The organism is Achromobacter sp. GW823-FHT04E03 (genome assembly GCF_058796095.1).
Genome location: NZ_JBXAIJ010000005.1, coordinates 130,216 through 156,043 on the forward strand (window position 1 = coordinate 130,216; position 25,828 = coordinate 156,043).

Genomic DNA, 25,828 nt, shown 5'->3' on the forward strand with positions numbered 1-25,828 from the left:
CGAGATGAACGCTCCCTTACCAGCAGAAGTCCTGAAGCAGCACCTGATCGATCCCGAGATCTGCATCCGCTGCAATACCTGCGAAGAAACCTGTCCGATCAAGGCGATCACCCACGACTCGAACAATTACGTGGTGGATCCCGAGATCTGCAACGGCTGCATGGCCTGCGTGCCGCCTTGCCCCACGGGGGCGATCGACAACTGGCGGCTGATGGTACGCGCCGAAGCCTATGGCGTGCAGGAACAACTGGGCTGGGAAGAACTGCCGGGCGAGAAGGCGCTGCCGGAAACGGCTGCCGCCGCGCCGGCCGGCGATGAGCCGGATACGCCGCAGCCTGCCGCGCCCGCGCCGTCCACCGCGCCCGGCGCAACGGTCCCGCCCTGGTCCGCCGCCCATCCATACGTCAACCTGTACACGCACAAGACGCCGATGACGGCCACCGTGGTCGGCAACTACCGCGTGACCGGCGCCGACACGGAAAGCGACATCCACCATATCGTGCTCGACTTCGGCGAGCTGCCGTTTCCCGTGCTGGAAGGGCAGTCCATCGGCATCCTGCCGCCCGGCGTGGACGCGCAGGGCCGGGCGCACCACGCGCGCCAGTACTCGCTGGCCAGTCCGCGCGACGGCGAGCGGGCCGGCTACAACAATCTTTCGCTGACCGTAAAGCGCGTCACCGAGGACCATGCGGGCGCCGCCGCGCATGGCGTGTGCTCGAACTACCTGTGCGACCTGGCCAAGAACGACAAGGTGCAGGTGATCGGGCCGTTCGGCCACACCTTCCTGATGCCCAATCACCCCCGCGCCAATCTCATCATGATCTGCACCGGCACGGGTTCGGCGCCCATGCGCGCGATGACGGAGCGCTACCGCCGCCGCATCGAGACCGGCGAAAACGGCAAGCTGCTGCTGTTCTTCGGCGCGCGCACCGAGCGTGAACTGCCGTACTTCGGGCCGCTAATGAAGCTGCCGCGAGATTTCATCGACATCAACCTGGCGCTGTCGCGCGAAGCCGGGCAACCCAAGCGCTACGTGCAGGACCTGATCCGCGACCGCGCAGGCGCGGTGCGGGAACTGCTGGCGGACCGCAATACCTGCATCTACGTGTGCGGGCTGAAGGGCATGGAAGTAGGCGTGCTGGACGCCCTGCGCGATGTGACGGTGCAAGCGGGCCAGGATTGGTCTATCCTGCATGATGCATTGCGCCGCGAAGGGCGCCTGCATTTCGAAACGTACTGAATCCACAAACATGCGTGGCAATCGGCGCGCGCTGGCGCGCCGATTGCATTTGCGGGGGGAATCCACAAAATGAAGTTCGCCGAGTTCAAGGACGGCATGGTCATCAAGGGCGGTCCGGTCACCCTGACGGAAGCCGAGATCCTGGAGTTCGCACGCAAGTTCGATCCCCAGTGGTTCCACACCGATCCCAAGCGTGCCTCCGAAGGGCGCTGGGGCGGCCTGATCGCCAGCGGCTGGCATACCTGCGCGCTGGCGATGCGCATGGCCGTGGACGCGGCGCTGCACGATTCCGAATCCTTCGGCTCGCCCGGCCTGGGCGAGGTGCGCTGGCGCACGCCGGTGCGTCCGGGCGACACCCTGCGCCTCGAAGCGCGCGTGCAGGGCGTGCGCACCTCGTCGTCGCGTCCCGACCTGGGCATCATTACCTGGGCCTGGACGGTCCTGAACCAGCACGACGAAGGCGTGCTGGAGCTGGACGCGACCAGCCTGTTCGATCTGTCCGGCGAAAACTGAGGCTGGCCGTCTAGCGCTTGCCTGTCTGCTTCAGGATGGCGGCGGCTTCAGGACCGGCTGCTGCCTTCCAGTTCTTGACCGAGTCTGCCGCGGCATCCTTTAGCGCGCGCTGCACGGGCAGCGGCACCGACGTATTGATCGCCACGCCGTTCTTGCGCATGTTGGCGTAGTTCTGCTGCAGGCGGCCGTCGATGCGCTTCCATTGTTCGGTTTCGGTCTGCGCCGCCGCCTGGTCGATGGCGCGGCGCGTGCGCGCATCCAGCGCCTGATACGCCTGCAGGTTCATCGTCGCCACCGAGATCGGCATCGCGTAGTTGATTTCCGCGAAGTTGGGCAGGTGCTCCCAGAGCTTGCGGCCCGCGCCGCCGTCGCCTGACGACAGTACCGCGTTCACCTCGCCCGAGGCGATCAGCGGCATCGCATCCGCGAAGGAAATGTTCTGCGCGCGGGCGCCGGCTTTCTGCATGACGTCCTGCGACGTGGCGTCGTAGGTGCGGATGCTCAGCTTCTTCAGCGCGGCGACGCTGTCCAGCTTCTGCTTGGACCAGATGCCGGACGCCGGCCACGGCGTGGTGTACAGCAGCTTCTGTCCATGAGCCGCCAGCAGCTTCTCGTAGGCGGGGCGGGCAGCCTTGTTCAGGTTGCGGGCCTTGGACAGCGAGTCCGCCAGAAACGGCAGGGACGACACGCCGAACAAGGGATACTTGGCCGCCAGCGCGCCGGCGAAGGCGTCGCCCGCATCCACCTTGCGCGCTTGCACCGCATCGATCATGTCGGCCGACTTGATCCCCTTGGCCGCGTCATAGCTGGCGTCGATGACCACGTTGCCCGCGGTCTTGGCGCGGACCAGTTCGGCAAACGTGGATACGCCTTGTCCGGGCATGGAGGTGGCCGGATACTCGGTGGCCATCGTGAGGGTGGTGACGGCGTAGGCGCCATGGGCCATGAACGCCATGGCAATGCCTGTCATCAGGCGGAGGGTGGGACAGCCTTGCATGCGCGGCTCCTGGGCTCGGGGGGAAACCTGGTCGGGACACGCGGCAGGGCGCGGGAGCGCCCGGCCCTGTGCCTGGCCGATGCTGCAAAGCGTACGGCGAGTGCAAGGGCTCGCCTATACGGGCTTTCGGCAATGCGCGGGTTGTTGCGGGGACGAGAGCGGCCTGGCGGCAATTACTGGATGGGCAGGCCGTGCATCTTCAAGAAGGACAGCTTGTCCCAGTAACCCCGCTGGAACACGATCCTGCCGCCGCGCACCGTAAAGAATCCGCAGCCGCGCAGTCCCAGGGGATCGCGCCATTCCAGGGCAGCAACCTCGCCGGCTTCATGGATCGTCTCCACGATGCAGGTCATGTCGGCCTGGGCGAACTCCCGTTCAAACATCGCGCGTATGGCCTCGCGTCCGACGATGGGCTCCTGGGTGACCTGATGGTTCACCGCCGCTTCATCGTAAAGCTCCGCCAGGCCTGCGGCATCGGCGGCATTGAACTGTAGGACCCATTCTTCGACCAGTTGCCGCGGAGTCATGTGTGCTTCCTTTTTTTGGGGGGACTTACGTTGTAAACGAAATTTGGGTGGCGCGGCCACAGCCGTCTCGGCCTAGCAAAAACTGCGCATTAATGCATGGATATTGCTACGTAATATGCTGTAATTACTAGAAGAATTGCCAGTTATAAAGTACAGTGACCTTATGGAATTCAATGCTCCGTCGGAGGTAAAGTATGAAGCTGGAAGACCGCATGAGTCGCTCGATCAAGCAGCGCGCAGGGGTTGTCGTTTTGCGCTCGGACTTTGCTGATATGGCGAGCGACTCACAGGTCGGGCGAGTCTTGGCCCGCTTCGTCGATGACGGGATGCTTGTACGCATCAGCAAAGGGGCTTTTGCCAAGACCCGCGTCAACCAGTTCACGGGCAAGCCGACCGCTGCAGGAACGCTGGAAATGATTGCTGCGGAGCTTTTTCGCAAGCTCAAGATCTCTGTGAAACCTAGCGCGTTCGTAGCCGAATACAACTGCGGCAAATCGACCCAGATTCCCATGGGGGCGACTGTCAGTACGGGACGCCGGCGCATCACTCGAAAAGTGACTGTAGGGAGCAGCACGCTGACGTATGAAAAGGATCTCAGACGAACAGAAGTCTGATATTGAAGACGCCGCCACGGCAGGCCTGCTGGGCGCCTTGCCGCCTGCCGTCGTTGAGAAAGACCTGCACATCACTGATGTGCTACGAATTCTGGCCCAGATCGAGGTCACGCACATTGCGCATCAGAAAGGCCGCAAGAAGGGGGATCCCAGGCCGGCGTCCATCCCCGTGGCTACGCGCTTGGTCTTCGCCGGCGGGACCTGCCTTTCGAAAGCGCATGGTCTGGTTGAGCGGATGTCCGAGGACATAGACATCAAGGTTGTGCTGGACAATGTGCCGGAAGGCTATGTGCTGCAAGACGGTCACACAGACCGGGCTCGGCTAGGCAATCTGCATCGGCAGGTGGAGCGGCTTCTCACGGATATCGGCTTCCAACTTGTGACCCGTGACGATGAGGATAACCCCGTTGCGCGGGACAGCCGTCGTTACTACTGTCTTTCGATTTCATATGCGGCGCATTTTCAGGACGTATCTGGTGCGCTGCGTCCCGAGCTCAAGCTTGAGCTGATACATCGTTCTACCGTGTTGGCGGCTGAAATGCGCGACATGGGCTACATGTTCGACGGCCTTGTTCAGCGCGTAGCGCCCCTGCGTTTTTCGATGGCATGCATCACGGTCGCGGAGACGCTCGCGGAGAAGGTGTTGTCACTGCTGCGGCGCTGCGCTTGGAATTGGGATGGGCATCAGCGCGGGGAGTACGACGCCGCCTTGGTGCGCCATGTCTATGACGTCTGGCGTATTGCAGAAATCCGGCCCGATGCCTTGGCGGCAGCCCGTCAGATCTTTGCGGAACTGGTCCGAAAAGAGGTAGAGGAATTCCGCGGCCAGCATCCTGGGTTTGATCAAGACGCATACTCGGTGCTGAGGCGCACATTGGCGTCTGCTGCCGTTCATGAAGGATTGAAGACGAACTTCGAGCAACGTCTGAAGCCACTGCTCTACGCTGCGCGGAAGCCGGAATTCGAGACCTGCTATGCGGTCTTTGCGCGTGCTGCAGAACAGTTGCTGAATCCCCCCGTCTGACTAACGACTTTTCAACGGCACCGGTATCTGGAAGGCGGGCGCGGCGCTCGCTGTCCAGGGGCAGCAGGCGCCGCCCTGTGTTGAGTCGCGCGAAAAAAAACCGCCCCGTAGGGCGGTTTCGTCGGAACCGAACAAGCGATCAATAGAACGCCTGGATGCCGGTCTGCGCGCGGCCCAGGATCAGGGCGTGCACGTCGTGGGTGCCTTCGTAGGTGTTGACCACTTCCAGGTTCACCAGGTGGCGGGCCACGCCGAACTCGTCGGAGATGCCGTTGCCGCCGAGCATGTCGCGCGCCAGACGGGCGATGTCCAGTGCCTTGCCGCAGGAGTTGCGCTTCATGATGGAGGTGATTTCGACGGCGGCGGTGCCTTCGTCCTTCATGCGGCCCAGGCGCAGGCAGCCTTGCAGGGCCAGCGTGATTTCGGTCTGCATGTCGGCCAGCTTCTTCTGGATCAGCTGGTTGGCGGCCAGGGGGCGGCCGAATTGCTTGCGGTCCAGCGTGTACTGGCGGGCGGTGTGCCAGCAGGCTTCAGCGGCGCCGACGGCGCCCCAGGCGATGCCGTAGCGGGCGGAGTTCAGGCAGGTGAACGGACCCTTCAGGCCGGACACGCCGGGCATCATCTGGTCGGCGGACACTTCCACTTCGTCCATGACGATTTCGCCGGTGATCGAGGCGCGCAGGCCGACCTTGCCGTGGATGGCCGGGGCCGACAGGCCCTTCATGCCCTTTTCCAGGATGAAGCCGCGGATCTTGCCGTCGAAGTCGCCGCCGACGCACTTGGCCCACACCACGAAGACATCGGCGATGGGGGAGTTGGTGATCCACATCTTGTTGCCGGAAATCTTGTAGCCGTCGGACGTCTTGACGGCGCGGGTTTCCATGCCGCCGGGATCGGAGCCGTGGTTGGGTTCGGTCAGGCCGAAGCAGCCGATCCATTCGCCGCGAGCCAGCTTGGGCAGGTACTTCTGCTTTTGCGCTTCGCTGCCGAATTCGTTGATGGGCACCATCACCAGGGACGACTGCACGCTCATCATGGAGCGGTAGCCGGAGTCGATGCGTTCGACTTCGCGGGCGATCAGGCCGTAGCTGACGTAGTTCAGGCCGGCGCCGCCGTATTCGACGGGGATGGTGGCGCCCAGCAGGCCCAGTTCGCCCATTTCGGAGAAGATGGCCGGGTCGGTCTGTTCGTTGCGGAACGCGTTCAGAACGCGCGGGGCGAGCTTGTCCTGCGCATAGGCGTAGGCTGCGTCACGCACCATGCGTTCTTCTTCGGTCAGTTGCTGGTCCAGCAACAGGGGGTCTTGCCAGTGAAAGGAAGGATTCGAGGACATGCTGGGTCTCCGCTATGGATTTCGGAATGCTAGAAAGTTTAAACCTAAAATAATTCAGGCGGCAAGCGGCGAATGGAACGGCGGGCGCGCGGCGGCGCCGTTCCGTCCCGCCTTCAGTGCTGCGCCTTGAGCGCTGCGTCGCGGATTTTTTCCAGGGTCGTGCCCGGGGTGATGGTTTCCGGATCGATGAAGCAGTGCAGGATGGCCGGCTTGCCGCTGGCCAGGGCGCGTTCGAAGGCCGGGCCGAACTGCTCGGTGGTTTCGACGCGTTCGCCGTGGCCGCCAAAGGCGCGCGCGTAGTCGGCGAAATCCGGATTCTTCAGCTCGGTCGCGGAAATGCGGCCGGGGTAGTGCTTTTCCTGGTGCATGCGGATCGTGCCGTACATGCCGTTGTCCACCAGCACCACGACGATGGGCAGGTCGTACTGCACCGCGGTCGCGAATTCCTGGCCGTGCATCAGGAAGCAGCCGTCGCCGGCGAAGCAGACCACGGTCTTGTCCGGCGACACGCGCTTGGCGCCCACGGCGGCGGGCAGGCCGTAGCCCATGGAGCCCGACGTCGGCGCCAGCTGCGTGCCGTAGCGGGTGAAACGATGGAAGCGGTGCAGCCAGGTGGCGTAGTTGCCGGCGCCGTTGGTCATGATGGCGTCTGCCGGCAGCGTCTTTTCCAGGTAGGCCATGACCTGGCCCATCTGCAGCGCGCCAGGCGTCGTGATGGCGCTGGGGTCGCTCCATTTCAGGTACGACTCGCGCATGGCCTGCGTGCCGGCGGCCCACGCGGGCTGAGCCGGCGCCTTCAGGCCGGCCAGCGCCTGCGCGAAGGCGGCGGGCGAGGTATTGATGGCCAGGGTGGGGCGGTAGACGCGGCCCAGCTCGGCGGTATCGGGGTGCACGTGCACCAGCTTCTGCTTGGGTACCGGAATGTCCAGCAGCGTGTAGGCCTGGCTGGGGTTTTCCGACATGCGGCCGCCCACCAGCAGGATCAGGTCCGCGTCGGCGACGCGCTTGAGCAGCGCGGGATTGATGCCCAGGCCCACGTCGCCGATGAAGCAGGGGTGGTCGGCCGGGAACAGCATCTGGCGGCGGAAAGACACGGCCGTGGGCAGCGCATGGCGCTGCGCAAAATCGGCGAACTGCTGCACCGCGCGGGCGTCCCAGCGCGTGCCGCCCAGGATGGCGACCGGATTCTTGGCTTCGGCCAGCAGCTTTTCCAGGTCGGCCAGTTGGCCGGCCGTGGGGGCGGAATCAATGATTTCGTAACGCGGCGCGTCGGCGACCTTGGCGGTTTCGACCAGCATGTCCTCGGGCAGCGCGATCACGACCGGGCCGGGACGGCCCGAGGTGGCGATGTGGAAGGCGCGCGACACCAGTTCGGGAATGCGTTCGACCTGGTCGATCTCGGTGACCCACTTGGCTTGCGTGCCGAACACGGCGCGGTAATCCATTTCCTGGAAGGCTTCACGTTCGCGCATGCCGCGCTCGATCTGGCCGACGAACAGGATCAGGGGGGTGGAGTCCTGCTTGGCGATGTGCACGCCGGCCAGCGCGTTGGACGCGCCCGGGCCACGGGTCACCATGCAGATGCCGGGTTCGCCGGTCAGCTTGCCGTGGGCGTCGGCCATCATGGCCGCGCCGCCTTCCTGGCGGCACACCGTGACCTTGATGTCCGCATCGTGCAGGCCGTCCAGCACTGCCAGATAGCTTTCGCCGGGGACGCAGAAAACATGTTTGACGCCCTGCGCAACCAGCTGGTCGACCAGGATGTGACCGCCAAGGCGGGATTCTTGCTGGGACATGGGGGTGGTAGTCATGATGAGCCGAGGTTAGGACATCCGAGCATAATGTTCCTTGATCGCACAATGCAATTGATAAAATTGCACAATCTATTGACCCACCGGCACGACCTGCCATGCTGCGCCGCGGCAAGATCCGCGCGGCCGAGCGGCGGGGACGCCCGCCGGCACCTGGCGGTTCCCTCGATATGAGAAACGGCATTCCCAACCTGAGCGCCCTGCAGGCGTTTGAAGCGTCAGCCCGTCTGGGCAGCTTTTCCCGCGCGGCCGAGGAACTGTCCCTGACGCACAGCGCCGTCTATCGCCAGGTGGCCAGCCTGGAGGCGCGCCTGGGCGTGCAGCTGTTCACCCGGGTACGCCGGCGCATCGTGCTGACCGACCATGGGGCCGAGTACGCCGGCCGCATCCGCCACCATCTGGACCAGATCGAAAAAGACACCTTCGGCCTGGTCAGCCGCACCGGCATGGGCCGCAGCATCCATATCGCCGTGGTGCCCACCCTGGCGACGACCTGGCTGATCCCGCGCCTGGCGGATTTCCAGCGCGAGCATGGCGACATCACGGTCAGCCTGTCCGTGCGCACGTTGCCATTCCAGTTCAAGGACCAGCCCTTCGACGGAGCGCTGTATCACGGGGACGGATTGTGGCCAGGCACCCAGGGCGTGCTGCTGTTCCCCGAGCGCGAACTCGTGCCCGTGTGCGCGCCGCAGCTGGCGGCGCGCACGCCGGAGCCGGGCGCCAGCGCCTTGTCCGGCATGACCCATTTGCACCTGGCATCACGGCCCGACGCCTGGCGCCAGTGGTATGCGGCCAATAGCCATCTTTATGGTCCGCACGCCGCCGGCGGCCCGCGCTACGAACTCTTCACCATGGTGATGGCGGCGGTGCAGGCCGGCCTGGGCGTCGGGCTGATGCCGCGCTTCCTGGCCCAGCCCGCGCTGGACCAGGGCACGTTGGCAATGCCCGTGCCGCAATCGCTGTCGGTCAGCCAGGGCTACTACTTCGGCTATCCGCAGCGCAGCGAACGCTCCGAGGCGCTCAAGCTCTTCGAGAGCTGGCTGAAGTCCGCCGCCGCGGGCGTGGGCGGACGCTGAGCCGTAGAATCCTGGCATGCCCGCGACCCGCCCCCCGCTTGAATCCCAGGCCGATATCGACGCCTTCATCGACGCCGTCTGGCTGGAAGACGGCCTGTCGGCCAACACCCTGGCTGCCTACCGGCGCGACCTGACGGGCTTTGCCCGCTGGCTGGAAGACCCCGAAGCCTATGCGCGCGAAATGGCCGACCGCCATGGCGATGCGGCACAGGCCCACGCGCTGCCTGCTGGACCCGCCAAGCCCTTGCGCGATGCCGGCAAGGCTGATATCGAAGCCTGGTTCGCCTTCCGCCACGAGGAAACCCGCGCCACCACCGCCAACCGCAGGCTGGCCGCGCTGCGCCGCTTCTACGCCTGGGCCTTGCGCGAGCACCGCGCCGAACGCGATCCCTGCCTGACGCTGATCGCGGCCAAGCAGCCGCCGCGCATGCCCAAGACGCTGTCCGAGCAGCAGGTGGATGCCTTGCTGCGCGCGCCCGACCTGGAGCAGGCCCGTGGCCTGCGCGACCGCGCGATGCTGGAAACGCTGTATGCCACGGGCTTGCGCGTGTCCGAGCTGGTGGGCATGCGCACGCTGGACGTGAGCCTGAACGAAGGCGTGGTGCGGGTGGTGCTGGGCAAGGGCGGCAAGGACCGACTGGTGCCGTTGGGCGCCGAGGCCGCGCATTGGATCGACCGCTACCTGAAGTCCGCGCGGCCAGAGCTGGCGGCCGGGCGCGTGAGCGATGCGCTCTTCATCACAGGCCGGGCCGAAGCGATGTCGCGCCAGGCGTTCTGGCAACTGGTGAAGAAGTACGCCTTGCTGGCGGACGTGCGCGCGCCGCTGTCGCCCCACGTGCTGCGGCACGCCTTCGCCACGCACCTGCTGAACCACGGCGCCGACCTGCGCGTGGTGCAGATGCTGCTGGGGCATGCCGACATTTCCACTACGCAGATCTACACGCACGTCGCGCGCGAACGCCTGAAGGCGCTGCACGCGACCCACCATCCCCGCGGCTAGCCGGCGCGCGCCGCTTCGAAATTCTTCTTTCACGCATAACCATGAGCAAAGCCCGCCACGTTTCCGAAACGCCCGCCACCCAGTTCCTCAAGCAGAACAAGGTGACGTACACGGAACATACCTATGACTACATCGACCATGGCGGCGCGGGCGAAGCCGCGCGCCAGTTGGGCCTGGATCCGCATGCGGTGGTGAAGACCCTGGTGATGGAGGACGAATCCGCCAAACCCCTCATCGTGGTCATGCACGGCGACCGCGAAGTTTCCACCAAGAACCTGGCGCGCCAGGCCGGGCTCAAGCGCGTCGAGCCCTGCAAACCCGAGGTCGCGCAGCGCCATTCGGGCTATCAGGTGGGTGGCACCTCGCCCTTCGGCACGCGCAAGAAGATGCCGGTGTGGGTCGAGGCCGAAGTGCTGGACTACCCGGTGGTCTACATCAACGGCGGGCGGCGCGGGTATCTGATCGGCATAGACCCCAAGGTACTGGTCACGCTGCTGGGCGCCAAGGGCGTAACCGTCGCGCTGGAATAGGGCGGGCTGGCGTGGGCGTGGTATTCCCATACCACCACCCAAGCCGATGGCGGCGTCACAATAGGGGCGTAGATCAAGAACCGGAGCCCGGCCACGGGCGCTGAACCGGCTTTCCGCCATCCCTAGGAGACAAACATGAGCAAGCGACTGTTGATGCTGGTCGGCGACTACGCCGAGGACTACGAGACCATGGTGCCGTACCAGACCCTGCTGACGGTGGGGCACACGGTGCATGCGGTATGCCCGGACAAGAAGGCGGGCGACACCATCGCGACTGCGATCCATGACTTCGAAGGCGCACAGACCTACACCGAAAAGCGCGGCCACAATTTCGCGCTGAACTATGACTTCGATCGCGTCGAGCCGTCGTCCTACGACGGCCTGGTGATTCCGGGCGGCCGCGCGCCGGAGTATCTGCGCCTGAACGAAAAGGTGCTGGACATCGTGCGCGCCTTCGACAAGGCGGGCAAGCCCATCGCGGCGGTCTGCCACGGCGCGCAACTGCTGGCCGCGGCCGGCATCCTGAAGGGCCGCACCTGCTCCGCCTATCCGGCGTGCGCACCGGAAGTGCGCCTGGCAGGCGGCACCTATGCCGAGATCGGCATCGACCAGGCCTACACCGACGGCAATCTGGTGACGGCGCCGGCCTGGCCCGCGCATCCGGCCTGGATGTCGCAATTCCTGGCGGTGTTGGGCACGAAGATCACGCCCTGATCTTCAACGCCACAAAGCGCCAGGGCCGCAAACATGCGGCCCTGGCGCTCTTCCTTTACGGCTTGGAAATCAGGCGAAATCGAGCACGATGCGGCCTTCGATCTGGCCGCGCCGCATGCGGTCGAACACGTCGTTGATGTTCTCCAGGCTTTCGGTGGCGACAGTGGCGTGCACCTTTCCCTCTTCGGCGAACTGCAGCGATTCCTGCAGGTCCAGGCGCGAACCCACGATGGAGCCGCGCACGGTGACGCCGTTGAGCACCATGTCGAAGATCGACAGCGGGAAGTCGCCCGGCGGCAGGCCGTTGAGCGCCACGGTGCCGCCGCGGCGCACCATGCCCAGCGCCTGCTCGAAGGCCTTGGGCGATACCGCCGTGATCAGCGCGCCGTGCGCGCCGCCGATCTCGCGCTTGAGGTAGGCGGCCGGGTCGGTAGTCTTGGCGTTGACCGTGACCTCGGCGCCCAGGCGGCGGGCGAAGTCCAGCTTGGCGTCGTCGATGTCCACCGCGGCCACGTTCAGGCCCATGGCCTTGGCGTACTGCACCGCCATGTGGCCCAATCCGCCAATGCCCGAGATCACCACCCAGTTGCCCGGACGGGTGTCCGTCATCTTCAGGCCCTTGTAGACGGTCACGCCGGCGCACAGCACGGGCGCGACCTCGACGAAACCGACGTTCTTGGGCAGCAGGCCCACGTAGTTGGCGTCAGCCAGCGCGTATTCGGCGAAGCCGCCGTTCACGGAGTAACCGGCGTTCTTCTGTGTTTCGCACAGCGTTTCCCAGCCGCCCAGGCAATGCTCGCAATGCCCGCAGGCGGAATACAGCCAGGGTATGCCGACGCGGTCGCCTTCCTTCACATGGGTCACGCCCGCGCCCACCGCGACCACATGGCCGACGCCCTCGTGACCGGGAATGAAGGGCGGGTTGGGCTTGACGGGCCAGTCGCCTTCGACCGCGTGCAGGTCGGTGTGGCAGACCCCGCAGGCTTCAATCTTTACCAGCAATTCGCCCGGACCCGGGCGCGGCACCGCGACTTCTTCGATTGCCAGGGGCTTGCCGAATGCTCGTGCAACCGCTGCTTTCATGGTTTTATCCATCACTGCCTCCGAAGTCTGATCAAGATTCCTTATGCTCGAACGTGGACGCTTTCCCGACCATGATTTATATCAACCGAGCGGGCTGCCCGCCGATGCCGGAAACGTGTGGTTGCAGAAAGAGGCCGGCCGCCGCGCCCTTGCCCGGGCCGCGGCAAACGGCGTACAGTCAGCCGTAGGCCTCCCGGCCCAGGCCTCGCGCCCAGTCCCGAGTTCCAGGAGCTCCCATGTGTGAAATCTTCATCCGCGCCAGCGAACAGTCCTACGCGCCCGAAACCCGTTCGCTGCGGCTGCATGGCGTGGCTACCAGCCTGAGGCTGGAACAGTTGTTCTGGCAGGTATTGGAAGAAATCGCCGGCCGGGACGGCATGCGCGTGACGCAGCTGATCGAACGTTTGTACGACGAACTGATCGAGTATCGCGGCGAGGCCGCCAATTTCACGTCGTTCCTGCGCGTATGCTGCCTGCGCTACCAACTGTTGCAGGCGGAGGGCCGCATTCCGTTGGACGCAGCCGTGCCGATCCGTTCGCTCAACCCCCAGGCCGTGCTGGAAGGCTTGCCGCCCACGCTGTACGACGCCCAGCCTCTGCGCCCGAAACGCAAGGCCGCCTAATCGGTCAACACTGGCGCCGCCGCCACGGCAAAAAGCAAAGGGCCCGAATTCTCGGGCCCTTTGTTCATGTGACGGTAGCGCAGCAGGCGTTCAGCCGCCAGACTGGATCGACGCCATCGCCACTTCGTTCTGCACGATGCGGCGGATGCGCACCGCATCGCCGATGCGGGAGAGTTTGCCTTGCGAATCCAGCAGCACGATGGCCAGATCGCGGCCGTTGATGCGGGCCAGCATGACCAGGCATTCGCCGGCTTCGTTGATGTAGCCGGTCTTGGACACCTTGATGTCCCAGTCGGGCTTGCGCACCAGCAGGTTGGTGTTGCGGAAGGTCTGCGTGCGGTTGTTGACCTCGACGTCGTACTCGGTATCGGTGGAGTAGCGGTGGATCAGCGGGCGCTGGGAGGCAGCGCGCAGCAGTCGGGCCAGATCGTGCGGCGACGAGACGTTGTCGCTGGACAGGCCGGTGGGTTCGATGAAGCGGGTGCTGGTCATGCCCAGCGCCTGCGCCTTGGCGTTCATGGCGGCCACGAAAGCCGGCAGGCCGCCCGGATAGTGGCGGCCCAGCGCGTTGGCGGCGCGGTTCTCGGACGACATCAGAGCCAGGTGCAGCATGTCGCCGCGCGACAGCTTGGTGCCCACGCGCAGACGGGAGGTGGTGTGCTTGAGGCCGTCGACGTCTTCGTCGGTGATCTCCAGCATTTCGTCCATGGGCAGGTTGGCGTCGACCACGACGACGGCCGTCATCAGCTTCGAGATCGAAGCGATGGGGCGCACTACGTTTTCGTTCTTGGCGAAGATGACCGTGGACGTTTCCAGATCCTGCACATAGGCGGTGCTGGAACGCAGGGCGGCGGCTTCGGCGCGCACCGAGGAGGCGGGCGGCGGCATGGCGGCCGAACCGACTGCGGCGGCAGCGGCGGCCCGTTGCGCGCGCGACGGCTTGTTTGGCTTGCCGTTCTTGCCGGCGGCCGCGCCCTTCTTGGGCGGCGTGCCCTTGGCTGCGACCTGCTTGCCGCCTTTGGGGGCGGCGGCTTTCTTGCCGGAGGAGGATTTGGGGGGAGCTTTCTTGGCGGAGGAGGCGGCTTGTTTGCCGGAGGCGCTCTTGCCGGAGCTGGCTTTGGGGGCCGGAGCCTTCTTTGCTTGTTGCGCCTTGCAGGCCGACGACTTGGCGTTGGTCTTGCAAGGGTCCGTATTCTTCGCGGCTTGGGCGGCGGGGGGCAGGAGCGCGCACACCGCCAGCGCCACAGGCGCTATCGCGTTCGCAATCGCACGTTTCCAGGGAAATGCCATGGTTTGAGCTGGCTTGTCAGTCTGTCAGTAAATGTTTCTTAAGCCGGCGTTTCGTCGGGCCAGAAAAAGTCCAGATGAATTAGAGGCTTACGCGTCGAATTTAAACAGCAATTTCAAGTTGCGCGCAAGGCGATTCGCTATCATCGTCCAAAAAAATAATAGTGACGTATTGACGCAGCTTCAATTCGTCACAAGACAAGTGCGAGAAGCTAACGGCAGGCCGCGCGTGAGCGTAGCCCGGATTAACCCTCATCCGGCTGAACGCGCGAGGTTTTTGTCCATGCCGGAGCAGGCAAACCGCGCTCACAAAAGCGCAGGGCTTCGGGCGCGTAGGGGGATGCAGGGAAGGGGAGCGTCGGAACCGACGCCAGAGATGGCCTCGCCGGGTGGAATCGAACCACCAATTGACCCTTAGGAGGGGCCGGTTATATCCATTTAACTACGGCGAGACTATTGCTGATCAGGCGGCAGCGTCGGTCGAGTGATCGCGCTTGCTTGCTAAGGCCTTGATATCGCTACGATTCTGTCGGCCCTGAGTTTATCACTGGGGGCACGGGTTTCGGCGCAGGACGCAAGTCTATCAGCAGGCGGCGCAAGCCCCAAATCCGTTGCCCTGCAACCCGGCTCGCTGGACCCGACGCCCAACGTGGCTATTGCCGGAGCGCGGAGGCTATTTGTATATGATGACCGGGTCCCGCGCTGCGCGCGGGACCGTCCCGTGGAGGGGGCGACGAACAAAACAACGAAAAACGGGTTTCATGTCTAACCAAACCGATACGAATTTCATCCGTACCCTGATCGTGGGTACGCTGGTGGTGCTGCTCGCGATGGGGGTGCGCGCCACCTTCGGGCTCTTCATGCAGCCGATGGGGCTGGCGCAAGGCTGGGGACGCGAAGTGTTCTCCATGGCCTTCGCTTTGCAGAACCTGGTGTGGGGCGTGGCCTGTATCTTCATGGGCATCATGGCCGACCGCTACGGTTCGGGCCGCACCATCGCGCTGGGCGCGCTGCTGTACATGCTGGGCATGATAGGCACGCGCTTCGCCACGGATGAAGCCACGCTCTATCTGACGGCCGGCGTGCTGGTCGGATTGGGCCAGGCCGGCACGACCTTTCCGGTGATCCTGCCCGTGGTGGCCCGCGCGGTTCCTCCCGCCTACCGCAGCACGGCGATGGGCATCGCCAGCGCTGGCGGCTCGCTCGGTCAGTTTGCCGTGGTGCCCACGGGACAGGTGCTGATCAGCGGCCTGGACTGGACGGGCGCATTGTGGGTGCTGTCGCTGTTCGTCGCTTGCGGCGCGCCCCTGGCGTATTTCCTGCGCGGACGTCCGCAGGCCCACACCGGGCCGCAGCAATCGCTGGCCTCGGCGGTCAAGCAGGCGGTACGCCACCCCTCGTTCCATTTCCTGTTCTGGAGCTACTTCGTCTGCGGCTTCCACACCGCCTTCATCACGCTGCACTTGCCCGCCTATGTCACGGACGGCGGCCTGAGCGCGGGGCAGGGCGCGACCGCCATTGCGCTGATCGGCCTGTTCAACGTGCTGGGCTCGTTCTATGCCGGCAAGCTGGGCGGCAAGTACAGCAAGAAACGGCTCCTCGCCGTGGTGTACGGCATGCGCGCCTTCGGCATTCTGCTGCTGCTCTGGATGCCGTTGTCGCCATGGGTGCTGTACGCCTTCGCCGCGTGGATGGGTTTGTTCTGGCTGGGGACCGTGCCGCTCACGCAAGGCCTGATCGGCCAGATCTACGGCCTGCGCTATGCGGCCACGCTGTCGGGCATCGTCTTCCTGGGGCACCAGCTGGGCAGTTTCATCGGCGTATGGCTGGGCGGATATGCCTATGCCAAGACCGGCAATTACGACGCCGTCTGGTGGCTGGGCGTGGCCCTGGCCGTCATCGCGGCGCTGTTGTGCCTGCCGGTGCGCGAACAGCCGGTTGCCCAGCCGGCCGCGGCCTGAGACGTTCATGAACCCTGCCAATCGTTCCGCGCCCGCCGCCCGCCGCCATCGCGGCTGGCGCGCGATTGGCGCGCTGGCCCTGGTTGCCGTCCTGGGCCTGGCTTTCTGGGGCTACACCACGCCGGAAATGCAGATCCACTGGGAAAACCTGGCCGCGCTCTGCGGCTTCTAGGCGCTTTTTCCGCTCGGCCTCGCGGTATCCTACGGCGGTATTTCTCTCCTCATCGCGCGCCGCCTGCGGGCGGGCGCTACGGATGCCCATGCAGGACTCATCGCCCTCCTATCCCGATCTATCGCTGCCGGACATCGGCGGCATGCCTGCCGCCGACACGCTGGTGCTGACGGTGAACAACCGCCTGTCGCGCCGGCTTACGCTGGAGCTGGCGGGCCTGCTGCGCCAGGAGCGCCAGGTCAGCGAGTTGCCGCGCATATTGCCGCTGTCCGCCTGGCTGGCCGATGCCGCCAATGAACTCGCGTTCGAGACGGATGGCGATGTGCCTGCCTATCGGCTGGACAGTTTCGCCACGCAACTGGTGTGGACCGAGGCGATCCGCGCTGAAGAAGCCGAGCGCGTGCTGTTGGATGCGAGCCAGGCCGCGCGCTTGTCGATGGATGCAGACCTGCTGATGGACGAATGGCAACTGCACGTGCCTTCGGGCGCGGATACCGACGAATACCGCGGCTTCGCGAAATGGCGGGTTCGCTACCGCCAGGCGCTGGCCGGCATCGATGCCGAGGATGCCAACCAGGGCTATGCGCGCGTATTGCGGGCGCTGGAGGACGGACGCCTGCCCGTGCCGCGCCAACTTGTGCTGGCCGGATTCACGGACATGTCGCCGCGCTTTCGCCGGCTGCTGCAGGCGTTTGAAGAGCAGGGCGCGGCCGTTGCGCAGTGGCGCGACGCGCAGCGCATTGAAACGCCGGCGCGCAGGTTCGAGGCCGCCGATCAAGGCGCGGAATGGCGCGCTGCCGCGGCCTGGGCGGCCGAGCGCTTGAAAATGCATCCCCATGGCCGCTACGCCATCGTCTCGCCCCAGCTGGAGGTGGAATCGCCGTTCGCGCGGCGGGTGCTCAGCCAGGCCCTGGCCGGGCGTGGCGGCGAAGCCGCGTACGCCTTCAACGTGGCGGTGGGGCGGCCGTTGAACGAATGGCCGATGGCGCGCGCCGCGCTCGCTTGGTTGCGCGCCCTGGCCGAATGCGCGCCGGGCAAGGGCTGTGGCGTGGAGGTGCTGGGCGCGGCCCTGTTGGGCGGGCATTGCGCGGGCGACGTGCGCGACCGCGCGCGGCTGGCCTCGATCGACGCGCGCTGGCGGCGCCAGGCGCAACTGCATGTCGGCCCGCAGGATTGGCGCAAGCTGCTGGCGGACTTGCCAGCGTTGGCGCAGGCCTGGAATCAGGCCATGGAAATCTGGACGCAGGGCGGCCGCCAGGCCACTTGCGACGTGTGGATGTTGCGCATGAAGGCCGCGCTGATGGCGCTGGGCTTTCCCGGCGAAGGCGTGCTGGACAGCGTCGGCTATCAGGTGATGGGCGCCTTGGGCGATGCGCTGGGCAGTTTTTCGGCGCTGGCGCCGGCCGCCGGGCGCCTGGGCGGCGTGGCCGCCGTGAACCTGCTGGAAAGCGTGGCGCGTTCCGCCTCGTTCCAGCCGCAACGCGATCCGCAGGTGCGCCTGGACGTGCTGGGTTTGCTGGAAGCCGAGGGCGGCTATTGGGACGGCGTCTGGGTGTTGGGCCTGACCGATGACGTGTTGCCGGCCTCGCCCAAGCCCAATCCGCTGTTGCCGCTGGCAGTGTTGCGCCAGGCCAAGGCGCCGCGCGCCACGCCCGAGCGCGAACGCGAATGGGCCGAAGGCATGTACGCGGCATTGTGTCGCTGCGCGCCCGAGATCATCGTCAGCCACGCGCACATGGACGGCGAACGCGAGCTGCGTCCGTCGCCGCTGATCGCGGCGGCAGCGCTGACGGACTGGACGCCCGCGGCGGCGCAAGCGTTGCCGGCCTTGCCGCAGGAATCGCTGGACGACGCGCAAGGGCCCGCTCTGGCGGCCGGCAATCGTGGCGGCGGCGGCCTGGACGTGCTGGACACGCAGGCGCGCAATCCGCTGTGGGCCTTCGTGCGGCATCGCCTGGGCGGCCGCGAAATGGCGCCCTATGCGGATGCGGCCACGGTCAACGTGCGCGGCCAGTTTTTGCACAAGGCGCTGGAACTGGTGTGGGGCATGATGCCCGACCAGGACGCGCTACACGAGGTCATGGCCACGGGCCGCCTGCCTGCCTTGCTGGAGCAGGCAGTGGCGCAAGCCGCGGACGAGGAACTGAAAGACTACGCGCCCGCCTTGCGCACGCTGGAATGCCAGCGCGCCCAGGCCGTGCTGGCGTCCTGGCTGGATATGGAAGCGCAGCGCCTGCCCTTCGCGGTGGCGCAGGTGGAAAAGAACCATCAATGGCAGCGCGGCGCGCTCAACCTGAAGCTGCGGCTGGACCGCATCGATACCCTCGGCGATGGCCGCAATGTCATCGTCGATTACAAGACCGGCGTGGCGGCGGCCAAGCCCGAACCCGACTGGTCGCGCAGTCGCCCCGTGAACGTGCAGTTGCCGTTCTATGCCTCGGTGCTGGCGGACGCCGCGGGCGGCGAAGTGGCGGGCCTGGTGCTGGCGCAGATCCATGCGCGGCAGGTCGCCGCACAAGGCCTGGCCGACGAGGACCTGGGCGTGCCCGGCGTTACGCTGGCCAGCGACAGCAAGTACTTCGACGGGCTGTCCTGGCCGGAGATCCGGCAGCGCTGGCGCAGTGCCATCGAAGCGCTGGCCGACGAGTACGCCGCGGGCTACGCGGCCAACGTCGCGTATCGCCGCGACGACCTGAAATACTGCGATGCATTGCCGTTCCTGCGTTTGCATCTGGACGACGAGGACGCATGAGCCATGGCTGAACAAGAACGCTTGCCGCATGACCATATGGCGCGCGCCGACGCGCTGGATCCGACCCGTTCGTTTCTGGTGCAGGCGCCCGCCGGCTCGGGCAAGACCGAGCTGCTGACGGATCGCATCCTGGCGCTGCTGGCCACTGTGAACCGTCCGGAAGAAATCGTCGCCATCACCTTCACGCGCAAGGCCGCGTCGGAGATGCACGCGCGCGTGCTGAGCAAGCTGCGCCGCGGACTGGATGCGCCGCCCGAAGCCATGCACGAGCGCCGCAGCTGGGAACTCGCGCGCGCCGCATTGGCGCGCAACGACGAGCAGGGCTGGCATCTGCTGGACCATCCCGCGCGCCTGGCCATCCGCACCATCGACTCCTTCTGCGCGGGCCTGGTGCGCAGCATGCCTTGGTTGTCGGAGCTGGGCGGCATGCCCGAGATCACGGATGATGCGCGCACCCACTACGAGGCGGCGGCGCGCGCCACCCTGGACCTTGCCGACGACTACGAGGCCGTGCGCATCCTCCTCAAGCATCTGGACGTGGACGTGCAGGCCGCCAAGGAGGCCATCGCCGACATGCTGGGTCAACGTGACCAGTGGCTGCCACTGCTGCGCCACGGCTCCGACCGCGAGGGCATGGAAGCCATGCTGGCCGAGGCCATCGGCGAAGACCTGGACGCGCTCAGCGAGGCCATGCCCTATGGCTGGGCCGAAGCGCTATGCGGCCCGGCGCGGCTGGCTGCCGCCAATCTGCAGGATGGAGAGGCCGAAAACAAGCTGCTGGCCTTGCTGGACTGGACAGAAGAGCCGCCGCCTGACGCCGAAGCGCTGGAGCTCTGGCAAGCCGTGGCGCATCTGCTGCTGACGGGCACCGGCACCTTGCGCAAGACCGTCAACAAGAACCTGGGCTTTCCTGCCAAGTGCGCGCACAAGGACCCGTTCGTGGCGTGGCTGGAAGCCGCCGACCCGGACGCAGTCTGGGTGCGCCGCCTGCATGCGGTGCGCGACGTGCCCGCGCCACATTTCACCGATGCGCAATGGGAGGTGCTGGGCGCGCAGCTGATGACGCTGGCGCTGGCGGTGGCGCAGTTGCGGCTGCGCTTCGCCGACACGGGCGAGGTGGATTTCATCGAAATCTCGCAGCGCGCCGCGGCCGCGCTGGGCAGCGCCGACGATCCGGGCGAACTGCTGCTGAAGCTGGACGCCTCGATCCGCCATCTGCTCATCGACGAATTCCAGGACACCAGCCAGACCCAGCTGGACCTGCTGCGCACGCTGACCTCGGGCTGGCAGCAGGGCGACGGCCGCAGCCTGTTCCTGGTGGGCGACCCGATGCAGTCCATCTACCGTTTCCGCAAGGCGGAAGTGGGCCTGTTCCTGGAAGTCGCCGACATCGGCGTAGGCGAACTGCAGCCGGATTTCCTCAACCTTACCGACAACTTCCGCTCGCAGGCGGGCATCGTCGAATGGGTCAACCAGTCGTTTGCGCAGTTGCTGCCCCGGCGCAGCGATGCGGCGGCGGGAGCCATCGCCTACAGCCCGTCCACCGCTTTCCATGAAGCGCTGCCGGAACCCGCTGTGCGCTTTCACCCGGCCTGGTCGCGCGAGGGCGCGGCCCCCGCGGAAGCGCAGGCTGAAGACATTGCGGTGGACCTGGTACGCCAGGCGCTGATCGACCACAAGGGGGCCAAGCATCCCGTCGCCGTGCTGGTGCGGGCACGCAGCCATCTGGGCAACCTGACCCGCCGCCTGGCGCAGGAAGGCATACGCTGCCGCGCGGTGGACCTGGTGCCGCTGGCGCTGCGGCCGGTGGTGGCAGACCTGGTGCAACTGGTGCGGGCCTTGTCGCATGCAGGCGACCGTCTGGCCTGGCTGTCGGTGCTGCGCGCGCCGTACTGCGGCTTGACGCTGACATCCCTGCAGCGCTTATTCGGCGACGACCACATCACGCCGGTGCCGGTGCTGCTGGAGCGCGCCCTGCGCATCGCGCCGCAGACCGTACCTTCATCCGCCACCAGCGCGCCTCAGGGGTCATTGTTCGACGCGGCGCCCGCAGCGCCGGACACGCCATCGGCGCAAAGCGTGCTCGGCGCCGACGAGTTCGAGCGCTTGCGTCAGGTGGCGGGCATCCTGCTCGACAAGCGCAACGCCTCGGGCGCCATGCCTTTCGCGGCGTGGGTGGAGTCGCTGTGGCGCCGCCTGGGCGGCCCGGCGTTGTACGCCGGCCTGTCTGTCGCCAACGATGCGGAAAGCCTGTTCCAGCTGGTCGAGCGCCTGGCGCCGCACGGCGCCATCGACGTCGCGGCCCTGGACGCCGGCATCGCGCGCTTGTTCGCCGCGCCGGACGCGGCGGACGAAGACACGGGCGCGGTCGAAATCATGACCATGCACAAGTCCAAGGGACTGCAGTTCGAAACCGTCATCCTGTACGGCCTGCACCGCGCGCCGCGCGGCGATCAGGCGCCGCTCGTGCGCTTTGAGCAGAGCGGCGGCCGCGTGCTGTTCGGTCCGGTAAAGCCGCGCGCCGAAACCGAGGCCGACCCCCTGTCGCGCTACCTGGGCGCGCGCGAGGCGCGCCGCGCATCCTACGAAATCGATCGCCTGCTGTATGTGGCAGCGACGCGGGCGCGCAAGCGCCTGCACCTCGTGGGCCACGTGTCGGTGGACGAAGCCAGCGGCCAGGTCAAGACGCCGTCCTCCGCCAGCCTGCTGGGCCGCTTGTGGCCCTGCCTGGCCACACCGACACCGCCGTCGCTGGATGGCGAAACGGTGGTGCAGGAAGCCGACGGTCCCGAGTGGCAGGGCGAACCCTTGCGGCGCGTGGACCGCGCGGGCCTGGCGCAATTGGCGCGCGTGGCGGACGTGGCGGTCAGCCCCGGCTTTGGCGCCGCAGCGCGCGGCGCCTGGGGCGATGGCGGCGAACATCCCGCCTGGCAACTGGAGGCCGGCTACGACGCTGCCATCGGCACCTTGTCGCATGCCTGGCTGGCGCGCATCGGCCAGGACGGCGTTCAGGCCTGGTCCGCCGACGCGCTGGCCGAACGCTTGCCCGCCATGCGCCGCCAACTCACGCGCGCCGGCATCCCCGCCAGCCAGGCCGACGCCGCCTCCGAGGCCGTGCTCGAAACCCTGCAAGCCACCCTGGCCGACGAACGTGGCCTGTGGCTTTTGTCCCAATCCGGCGCCCGCCGCGAATGGCCCCTGATCGACGCCGCCGGCAAGGTGTCCGTCATCGACCTGGCCCTCAGCACCGAAGACGGCTGGCTCATCGTCGACTACAAGACCGGCCGCCCGCACCCCGGCGAAACCCCCACCGCCTTCGCCGCTCGCATGCGCCAACGCCACGGCGACCAACTGTTGCGCTATTGCGCGCAGGTCACGGCGCTGGACGGCCGCGCAGCGCGCGCCGCCCTCTACTTTCCGCGGGCCCGCGCCTGGATCGACCTGTTGTAGCGCGGGCCGCCGGCCCGGTGGCCGTCAGGTAAACGAGCGCACCGAATTGTTGATGCCGCGGGCGCAGTCGAACACTAGCGGACCCAGTCGCGCCAGCGCCTCTTCAAGGGTCCAGCGGCTGGTTGGCGCCACTATGTGCACGGCGGCAACGGGCGTGCCGCGCTGGCCCATGATGGGCGCGGCAATCGTCATGTCGCCCAGGAACAGCTCTTCCTTGTTGTACGCGATGCCTTCGCGCCGCGCTTGGCGGACGATCTCCATCAACCTGGTTGGATCGGTCTCGGTCCATTGCGTATGGCGCTGCAGCGGCGATGCATCGAGTATGGCCTGGGCGGCGTCTTCCGGCAGCGCTCCCAGGTAGGCGCGGCCGCTGGCCGTGCAGTACATCGGGATGCGGCTGCCGATGGGCATGTGGATGGGAATGAACTTCGCTGCCACGACCCGGGACACGTAGACCATTTCGTGGTCCAGGGGTTCGGTCAGGTTGACTGTTTCCCCGGTGATGTTGGACAGTTCGGCCAGAAATGGATTGGCGGCTTCGACCAGCGGGTCGGCCGCGATGTAGTTGTAGCCGAGTTCCAGCACTCGCAGCGTGGGGCTGAACTTGCGCGTCTTGGGCGATTTGCTGATGAGGCCCAGTTTTTCCAGCGTGTACACGGTGCGCTGGGCCGTGCTGACGCTGGTGCCCACGGCTTGCGCCACTTCCGACAAGGACATTGCGCTTTGCGCGCCGCGGAACGCGAACAGCACTTTCAGCCCTCTCGCGAACGAGTGATTGAACATGCCATCGTCGACTTCCAGTTCGGCCTGTTCCAGCATTTTGGGCTCCTCGTTTTCCCGAATTTTGGGTGTTAATTATCGCCTAGCGGTAATATTAAATCTTCATGCGGGATTTTACTATTGCCCAAAGCATATTCGTTCCAATATTCTGCGCTCATTCATCTGTTTTGCCGGAGTGTGTGAGCATGGGGCAGGGTCAGAAAACAGCGGGGACGCCGATCCTCCAGGTCCAGAACGTCAGCAAGACGTTTGGCGCGTCGGCGGCATTGAAGGGCGTCAGCCTCGATGTGCGCGAAGGCGAGTTTCTGACGCTGCTGGGCCCGAGCGGCTGCGGCAAGACCACGCTCATCCGGATCATCGCCGGCTTCGAAACACCCACCTCCGGCGAGGTGCGGATCGACGGGCTGTCGATCCTGTCCGCGCCGCCATACCGCCGTCCCCTCGGGATGGTTTTCCAGAACCTTGCCTTGTTTCCGCACCTCACCGTCGCGGAGAACATCGGCTACGGCCTGAGGATGCGTCGCGAAACGCCTGCCGCCATCCGCAGCAAGGTGGAGCGCTCGCTGGCGATGGTGGGCCTGGAGGGTTATGGCGCGCGCTACATCGGCCAAATCTCCGGCGGACAGAAGCAGCGCGTGGCGCTGGCGCGCGCCATCGTCATGGAGCCGCGGGTGCTGCTACTGGACGAGCCACTCGGCGCCCTGGATATGAAAATCCGCCGCCAGATGCAGACCGAGCTGAAGCTGATCCAGGAAAAGCTCGGCACCACTTTCATCTTCGTGACGCACGACCAGGAAGAAGCCCTGACCATGTCCGACCGCGTTGCCGTGTTCCGCAACGGTCTGATCGACCAAGTCAGCGATCCCGCCACCATCTACGAAAAGCCGCAGACCCGCTTCGTTGCGGAGTTCGTGGGCGACACGAACTTCTTCGAAGGCGTGGTGCAGACCGGCGCGGCGCGCGTGGACTGCGCCGAACTCCGCTGTGCCTTTGATCTGCCGGAGCCGCGTTTCGCCGCGGGCAGTGCCGTGGGTGTGTCGCTGCGCCCCCAGCACCTGAAGCTGACGCCGATGGCCGGCGCGCGCCTGCAGGCCCGCGTGGAACGCCGCGTCTACGCCGGACAGAACACCCGCGTCTGGCTACAGGCCGGCGCCCGCACCTTGATCGCCGACTGGCCTGCACAGGACGGACTGCCCCTGCCCGAACAGGGCGCAGCCGTTGGACTGACCTGGGACGACAGCCGCATTTCGGTCGTTTCCCTCTAGCGCTGTTCACTCTTACTGGAGTCGCACAATGAGCATCCATCGATTCGCCAACTGGACCACCGCCGCGTTCATGGCCGTTTGCGGCGCAGCCGGCGCGCAGGAAATCACCATGGCCACCTGGGGCGGCGGCGTCGGTGCGGCGTGGCGCGAGGCCTACGCCGAGCCCTTCACCAAAGAGACCGGAATCGGCGTGAAGATCGTCGAAGTGCCCACGCCCGAGGCCCAGGTGCGCGCGCAGAAGGACGCACCCAAATTCAACGCGGCATTGTCGTCATTCTTCGAGGCCTCGCAGATGTACAGCGACGGTCTGCTCGAAGATTTCGACATGAGCGAGGTGCCGGCGCTGAAGAACGTGCCTGAGAAGTACCTGCTCAAGACGCCCGGCGGGCGCCTGATCGGCGTCAGCACCTATTTCGCCTACTACGGTATCGCGGTCAACAAGGACCTGGCCAAACCCTCCGATTTTTCGTCGTGGAAAGCGCTCGGCGATCCCAAATGGGCGGGCAAGCTATCCGTTACCCGCCCGGTCTACAGCTCGGCCTATGACCTGACCATCATGTCGGTGGCCGAAGGCGGCAATGAGCGCGACACCGCCAAGGGTTTGGCCCTGCTGACCGCGCTGGGCAAGAACTCGCTGGCGATGTACAGCTCGATGGCGCAGATGAACCAACTGCTGCAGCGCGGCGAGGTCACGGCGGCTCCCTATTACTCGACCCGCGTCTGGCAGATGAAGCGCGACGGGCAGACCAATATCGAGATGGTCATCCCCAAGGAGGGCGCGCTGATCCTGCCCTACATCGTGGTTGTGCCCAAGAAGGCGCAGGGCCGCGCCAGCTACCTGAAGTGGCTGAACTACGTGGCGCAGCCGGAAGGGCAGTCGCGCATCGCCGACGTCGCCGGCTATCTGCCGCTGAACAGCATGGCCAAGTTGTCTGCGGCCACTGAAAAAGAACTGGGACAACCGCTGAAAGCCCTGCGCGACCAGCTCTACCAGCCGGACTGGAACTACATCGCCGAATCCCGCAAGTCGCGCATCGAGCTGGTCGAGCGCGCCATGGCGGGCGCTGGCCGGTAAG

General features: G+C 66.0%; 22 protein-coding genes and 1 tRNA gene. 15 read left to right on the top strand and 8 right to left on the bottom strand.

Translation table 11 applies throughout. The features are described from left to right. Positions 1 to 4: 4 nt before the first annotated feature. Positions 5 to 1,240 (top strand): benzoyl-CoA 2,3-epoxidase subunit BoxA, encoded by a 1,236-nt coding sequence (boxA, locus tag AC1RHV_RS28090; protein ID WP_054452206.1) that lies wholly within the window; start codon positions 5 to 7, stop codon positions 1,238 to 1,240. A gap of 69 nt (positions 1,241 to 1,309) precedes the next feature. After that, a complete protein-coding gene (locus AC1RHV_RS28095) occupies positions 1,310 to 1,753 on the top strand; it encodes a MaoC family dehydratase (protein ID WP_054451423.1) in 444 nt (147 codons plus the stop codon). A 10-nt stretch (positions 1,754 to 1,763) separates the two neighbouring features. On the opposite strand, the gene AC1RHV_RS28100 is transcribed toward AC1RHV_RS28095, so the two are convergent. Both AC1RHV_RS28100 and AC1RHV_RS28105 read right to left on the bottom strand, forming a co-directional pair. Beyond that, entirely contained in the window at positions 1,764 to 2,750 is a 987-nt protein-coding gene (locus tag AC1RHV_RS28100; RefSeq protein WP_125470437.1) for a TRAP transporter substrate-binding protein, read from the bottom strand. Between the two features lie 173 nt (positions 2,751 to 2,923). After that, complete coding sequence (locus AC1RHV_RS28105) at positions 2,924 to 3,277, bottom strand: nuclear transport factor 2 family protein (protein ID WP_492302367.1); 354 nt, start codon at positions 3,275 to 3,277, stop codon at positions 2,924 to 2,926. A gap of 194 nt (positions 3,278 to 3,471) precedes the next feature. Here AC1RHV_RS28105 and AC1RHV_RS28110 point away from each other — a divergent pair, with 194 nt between their 5' ends. Both AC1RHV_RS28110 and AC1RHV_RS28115 read left to right on the top strand, forming a co-directional pair. Next, positions 3,472 to 3,891: a DUF6088 family protein gene (locus tag AC1RHV_RS28110; protein ID WP_054451416.1), complete on the top strand. Its 420-nt coding sequence runs from the start codon at positions 3,472 to 3,474 to the stop codon at positions 3,889 to 3,891. Beyond that, positions 3,860 to 4,915, top strand: coding sequence for a nucleotidyl transferase AbiEii/AbiGii toxin family protein (locus tag AC1RHV_RS28115; RefSeq protein ID WP_492302369.1), 1,056 nt, complete (start codon positions 3,860 to 3,862; stop codon positions 4,913 to 4,915). Before AC1RHV_RS28110 ends, AC1RHV_RS28115 begins: the two co-directional genes overlap by 32 nt. Positions 4,916 to 5,054: 139 nt before the next feature. Here AC1RHV_RS28115 and AC1RHV_RS28120 read toward each other — a convergent pair whose 3' ends face one another. Further along, complete coding sequence (locus AC1RHV_RS28120) at positions 5,055 to 6,248, bottom strand: acyl-CoA dehydrogenase (protein ID WP_054451413.1); 1,194 nt, start codon at positions 6,246 to 6,248, stop codon at positions 5,055 to 5,057. A gap of 113 nt (positions 6,249 to 6,361) precedes the next feature. Next, positions 6,362 to 8,044: a thiamine pyrophosphate-binding protein gene (locus AC1RHV_RS28125; protein WP_492302445.1), complete on the bottom strand. Its 1,683-nt coding sequence runs from the start codon at positions 8,042 to 8,044 to the stop codon at positions 6,362 to 6,364. Positions 8,045 to 8,229: 185 nt separating this feature from the next. Between AC1RHV_RS28125 and AC1RHV_RS28130 the strand changes: the two genes are divergently transcribed. The 4 genes from AC1RHV_RS28130 (at position 8,230) to AC1RHV_RS28145 (ending at position 11,379) form a co-directional block, all read left to right on the top strand. Next, positions 8,230 to 9,135 carry a LysR substrate-binding domain-containing protein gene (locus AC1RHV_RS28130; RefSeq protein ID WP_306652678.1) on the top strand — a complete coding sequence of 302 codons (906 nt, stop codon included), beginning with the start codon at positions 8,230 to 8,232 and terminating at the stop codon, positions 9,133 to 9,135. A 16-nt stretch (positions 9,136 to 9,151) separates the two neighbouring features. Further along, positions 9,152 to 10,135 (top strand): site-specific tyrosine recombinase XerD, encoded by a 984-nt coding sequence (gene xerD / locus AC1RHV_RS28135; protein ID WP_119450596.1) that lies wholly within the window; start codon positions 9,152 to 9,154, stop codon positions 10,133 to 10,135. A gap of 41 nt (positions 10,136 to 10,176) precedes the next feature. After that, positions 10,177 to 10,665, top strand: coding sequence for a Cys-tRNA(Pro) deacylase (gene ybaK / locus AC1RHV_RS28140; protein ID WP_054451406.1), 489 nt, complete (start codon positions 10,177 to 10,179; stop codon positions 10,663 to 10,665). Positions 10,666 to 10,800: 135 nt separating this feature from the next. Then, positions 10,801 to 11,379 (top strand): DJ-1/PfpI family protein, encoded by a 579-nt coding sequence (locus tag AC1RHV_RS28145; RefSeq protein ID WP_054451405.1) that lies wholly within the window; start codon positions 10,801 to 10,803, stop codon positions 11,377 to 11,379. Positions 11,380 to 11,448: 69 nt separating this feature from the next. Here AC1RHV_RS28145 and adhP read toward each other — a convergent pair whose 3' ends face one another. After that, a complete protein-coding gene (adhP, locus tag AC1RHV_RS28150; RefSeq protein ID WP_054451403.1) occupies positions 11,449 to 12,474 on the bottom strand; it encodes an alcohol dehydrogenase AdhP in 1,026 nt (341 codons plus the stop codon). A gap of 224 nt (positions 12,475 to 12,698) precedes the next feature. On the opposite strand from adhP, the gene AC1RHV_RS28155 reads away from it, so the two are divergent. Beyond that, positions 12,699 to 13,085 (top strand): ribbon-helix-helix domain-containing protein, encoded by a 387-nt coding sequence (locus AC1RHV_RS28155; RefSeq protein ID WP_054451398.1) that lies wholly within the window; start codon positions 12,699 to 12,701, stop codon positions 13,083 to 13,085. A 90-nt stretch (positions 13,086 to 13,175) separates the two neighbouring features. Here AC1RHV_RS28155 and pbpG read toward each other — a convergent pair whose 3' ends face one another. Both pbpG and AC1RHV_RS28165 read right to left on the bottom strand, forming a co-directional pair. Then, entirely contained in the window at positions 13,176 to 14,375 is a 1,200-nt protein-coding gene (gene pbpG, locus AC1RHV_RS28160; protein ID WP_225588909.1) for a D-alanyl-D-alanine endopeptidase, read from the bottom strand. Between the two features lie 374 nt (positions 14,376 to 14,749). Next, a tRNA-Arg gene (locus AC1RHV_RS28165) sits at positions 14,750 to 14,824 on the bottom strand. Positions 14,825 to 15,133: 309 nt separating this feature from the next. Here AC1RHV_RS28165 and AC1RHV_RS28170 point away from each other — a divergent pair. The 4 genes from AC1RHV_RS28170 to AC1RHV_RS28185 all read left to right on the top strand — a co-directional run bounded on the left by AC1RHV_RS28170 (position 15,134) and on the right by AC1RHV_RS28185 (position 22,707). Beyond that, complete coding sequence (locus tag AC1RHV_RS28170) at positions 15,134 to 16,333, top strand: MFS transporter (RefSeq protein WP_119450599.1); 1,200 nt, start codon at positions 15,134 to 15,136, stop codon at positions 16,331 to 16,333. Positions 16,334 to 16,340: 7 nt separating this feature from the next. After that, the gene (locus AC1RHV_RS28175; RefSeq protein WP_166738338.1) at positions 16,341 to 16,505 is read left to right on the top strand and encodes a hypothetical protein; all 165 of its coding nucleotides are present in this window, start codon (positions 16,341 to 16,343) and stop codon (positions 16,503 to 16,505) included. 88 nt (positions 16,506 to 16,593) lie between these two features. Then, on the top strand, positions 16,594 to 19,257 hold the full coding sequence (locus AC1RHV_RS28180; RefSeq protein WP_175214350.1) for a PD-(D/E)XK nuclease family protein: 2,664 nt from the start codon (positions 16,594 to 16,596) through the stop codon (positions 19,255 to 19,257). 3 nt (positions 19,258 to 19,260) lie between these two features. Next, on the top strand, positions 19,261 to 22,707 hold the full coding sequence (locus tag AC1RHV_RS28185) for a UvrD-helicase domain-containing protein (protein ID WP_492302374.1): 3,447 nt from the start codon (positions 19,261 to 19,263) through the stop codon (positions 22,705 to 22,707). A gap of 24 nt (positions 22,708 to 22,731) precedes the next feature. Here the strand turns inward: AC1RHV_RS28185 and AC1RHV_RS28190 are convergent, their stop codons facing one another. Next, positions 22,732 to 23,526 (bottom strand): IclR family transcriptional regulator, encoded by a 795-nt coding sequence (locus AC1RHV_RS28190; RefSeq protein ID WP_119450601.1) that lies wholly within the window; start codon positions 23,524 to 23,526, stop codon positions 22,732 to 22,734. A gap of 146 nt (positions 23,527 to 23,672) precedes the next feature. Here AC1RHV_RS28190 and AC1RHV_RS28195 point away from each other — a divergent pair, with 146 nt between their 5' ends. Both AC1RHV_RS28195 and AC1RHV_RS28200 read left to right on the top strand, forming a co-directional pair. After that, positions 23,673 to 24,752 (top strand): ABC transporter ATP-binding protein, encoded by a 1,080-nt coding sequence (locus AC1RHV_RS28195; RefSeq protein WP_175162064.1) that lies wholly within the window; start codon positions 23,673 to 23,675, stop codon positions 24,750 to 24,752. 28 nt (positions 24,753 to 24,780) lie between these two features. Beyond that, complete coding sequence (locus AC1RHV_RS28200) at positions 24,781 to 25,827, top strand: extracellular solute-binding protein (protein WP_175162062.1); 1,047 nt, start codon at positions 24,781 to 24,783, stop codon at positions 25,825 to 25,827. Position 25,828: the final 1 nt, after the last annotated feature.

Coding starts and splice junctions, on each gene's coding strand:
- AC1RHV_RS28105 (WP_492302367.1), bottom strand. CDS start 3,277: ATGACTCCGCGGCAACTGGTCGAAGAATGGGTCCTACAGTTCAATGCC.
- AC1RHV_RS28125 (WP_492302445.1), bottom strand. CDS start 8,044: ATGTCCCAGCAAGAATCCCGCCTTGGCGGTCACATCCTGGTCGACCAG.
- AC1RHV_RS28185 (WP_492302374.1), top strand. CDS start 19,261: ATGGCTGAACAAGAACGCTTGCCGCATGACCATATGGCGCGCGCCGAC.
- AC1RHV_RS28130 (WP_306652678.1), top strand. CDS start 8,230: ATGAGAAACGGCATTCCCAACCTGAGCGCCCTGCAGGCGTTTGAAGCG.
- pbpG (WP_225588909.1), bottom strand. CDS start 14,375: ATGGCATTTCCCTGGAAACGTGCGATTGCGAACGCGATAGCGCCTGTG.
- AC1RHV_RS28110 (WP_054451416.1), top strand. CDS start 3,472: ATGAAGCTGGAAGACCGCATGAGTCGCTCGATCAAGCAGCGCGCAGGG.
- AC1RHV_RS28200 (WP_175162062.1), top strand. CDS start 24,781: ATGAGCATCCATCGATTCGCCAACTGGACCACCGCCGCGTTCATGGCC.
- AC1RHV_RS28175 (WP_166738338.1), top strand. CDS start 16,341: ATGAACCCTGCCAATCGTTCCGCGCCCGCCGCCCGCCGCCATCGCGGC.
- AC1RHV_RS28145 (WP_054451405.1), top strand. CDS start 10,801: ATGAGCAAGCGACTGTTGATGCTGGTCGGCGACTACGCCGAGGACTAC.
- boxA (WP_054452206.1), top strand. CDS start 5: ATGAACGCTCCCTTACCAGCAGAAGTCCTGAAGCAGCACCTGATCGAT.
- AC1RHV_RS28170 (WP_119450599.1), top strand. CDS start 15,134: ATGTCTAACCAAACCGATACGAATTTCATCCGTACCCTGATCGTGGGT.
- AC1RHV_RS28195 (WP_175162064.1), top strand. CDS start 23,673: ATGGGGCAGGGTCAGAAAACAGCGGGGACGCCGATCCTCCAGGTCCAG.
- xerD (WP_119450596.1), top strand. CDS start 9,152: ATGCCCGCGACCCGCCCCCCGCTTGAATCCCAGGCCGATATCGACGCC.
- AC1RHV_RS28190 (WP_119450601.1), bottom strand. CDS start 23,526: ATGCTGGAACAGGCCGAACTGGAAGTCGACGATGGCATGTTCAATCAC.
- adhP (WP_054451403.1), bottom strand. CDS start 12,474: ATGGATAAAACCATGAAAGCAGCGGTTGCACGAGCATTCGGCAAGCCC.
- AC1RHV_RS28100 (WP_125470437.1), bottom strand. CDS start 2,750: ATGCAAGGCTGTCCCACCCTCCGCCTGATGACAGGCATTGCCATGGCG.
- AC1RHV_RS28155 (WP_054451398.1), top strand. CDS start 12,699: ATGTGTGAAATCTTCATCCGCGCCAGCGAACAGTCCTACGCGCCCGAA.
- AC1RHV_RS28180 (WP_175214350.1), top strand. CDS start 16,594: ATGCAGGACTCATCGCCCTCCTATCCCGATCTATCGCTGCCGGACATC.
- AC1RHV_RS28120 (WP_054451413.1), bottom strand. CDS start 6,248: ATGTCCTCGAATCCTTCCTTTCACTGGCAAGACCCCCTGTTGCTGGAC.
- AC1RHV_RS28095 (WP_054451423.1), top strand. CDS start 1,310: ATGAAGTTCGCCGAGTTCAAGGACGGCATGGTCATCAAGGGCGGTCCG.
- ybaK (WP_054451406.1), top strand. CDS start 10,177: ATGAGCAAAGCCCGCCACGTTTCCGAAACGCCCGCCACCCAGTTCCTC.
- AC1RHV_RS28115 (WP_492302369.1), top strand. CDS start 3,860: ATGAAAAGGATCTCAGACGAACAGAAGTCTGATATTGAAGACGCCGCC.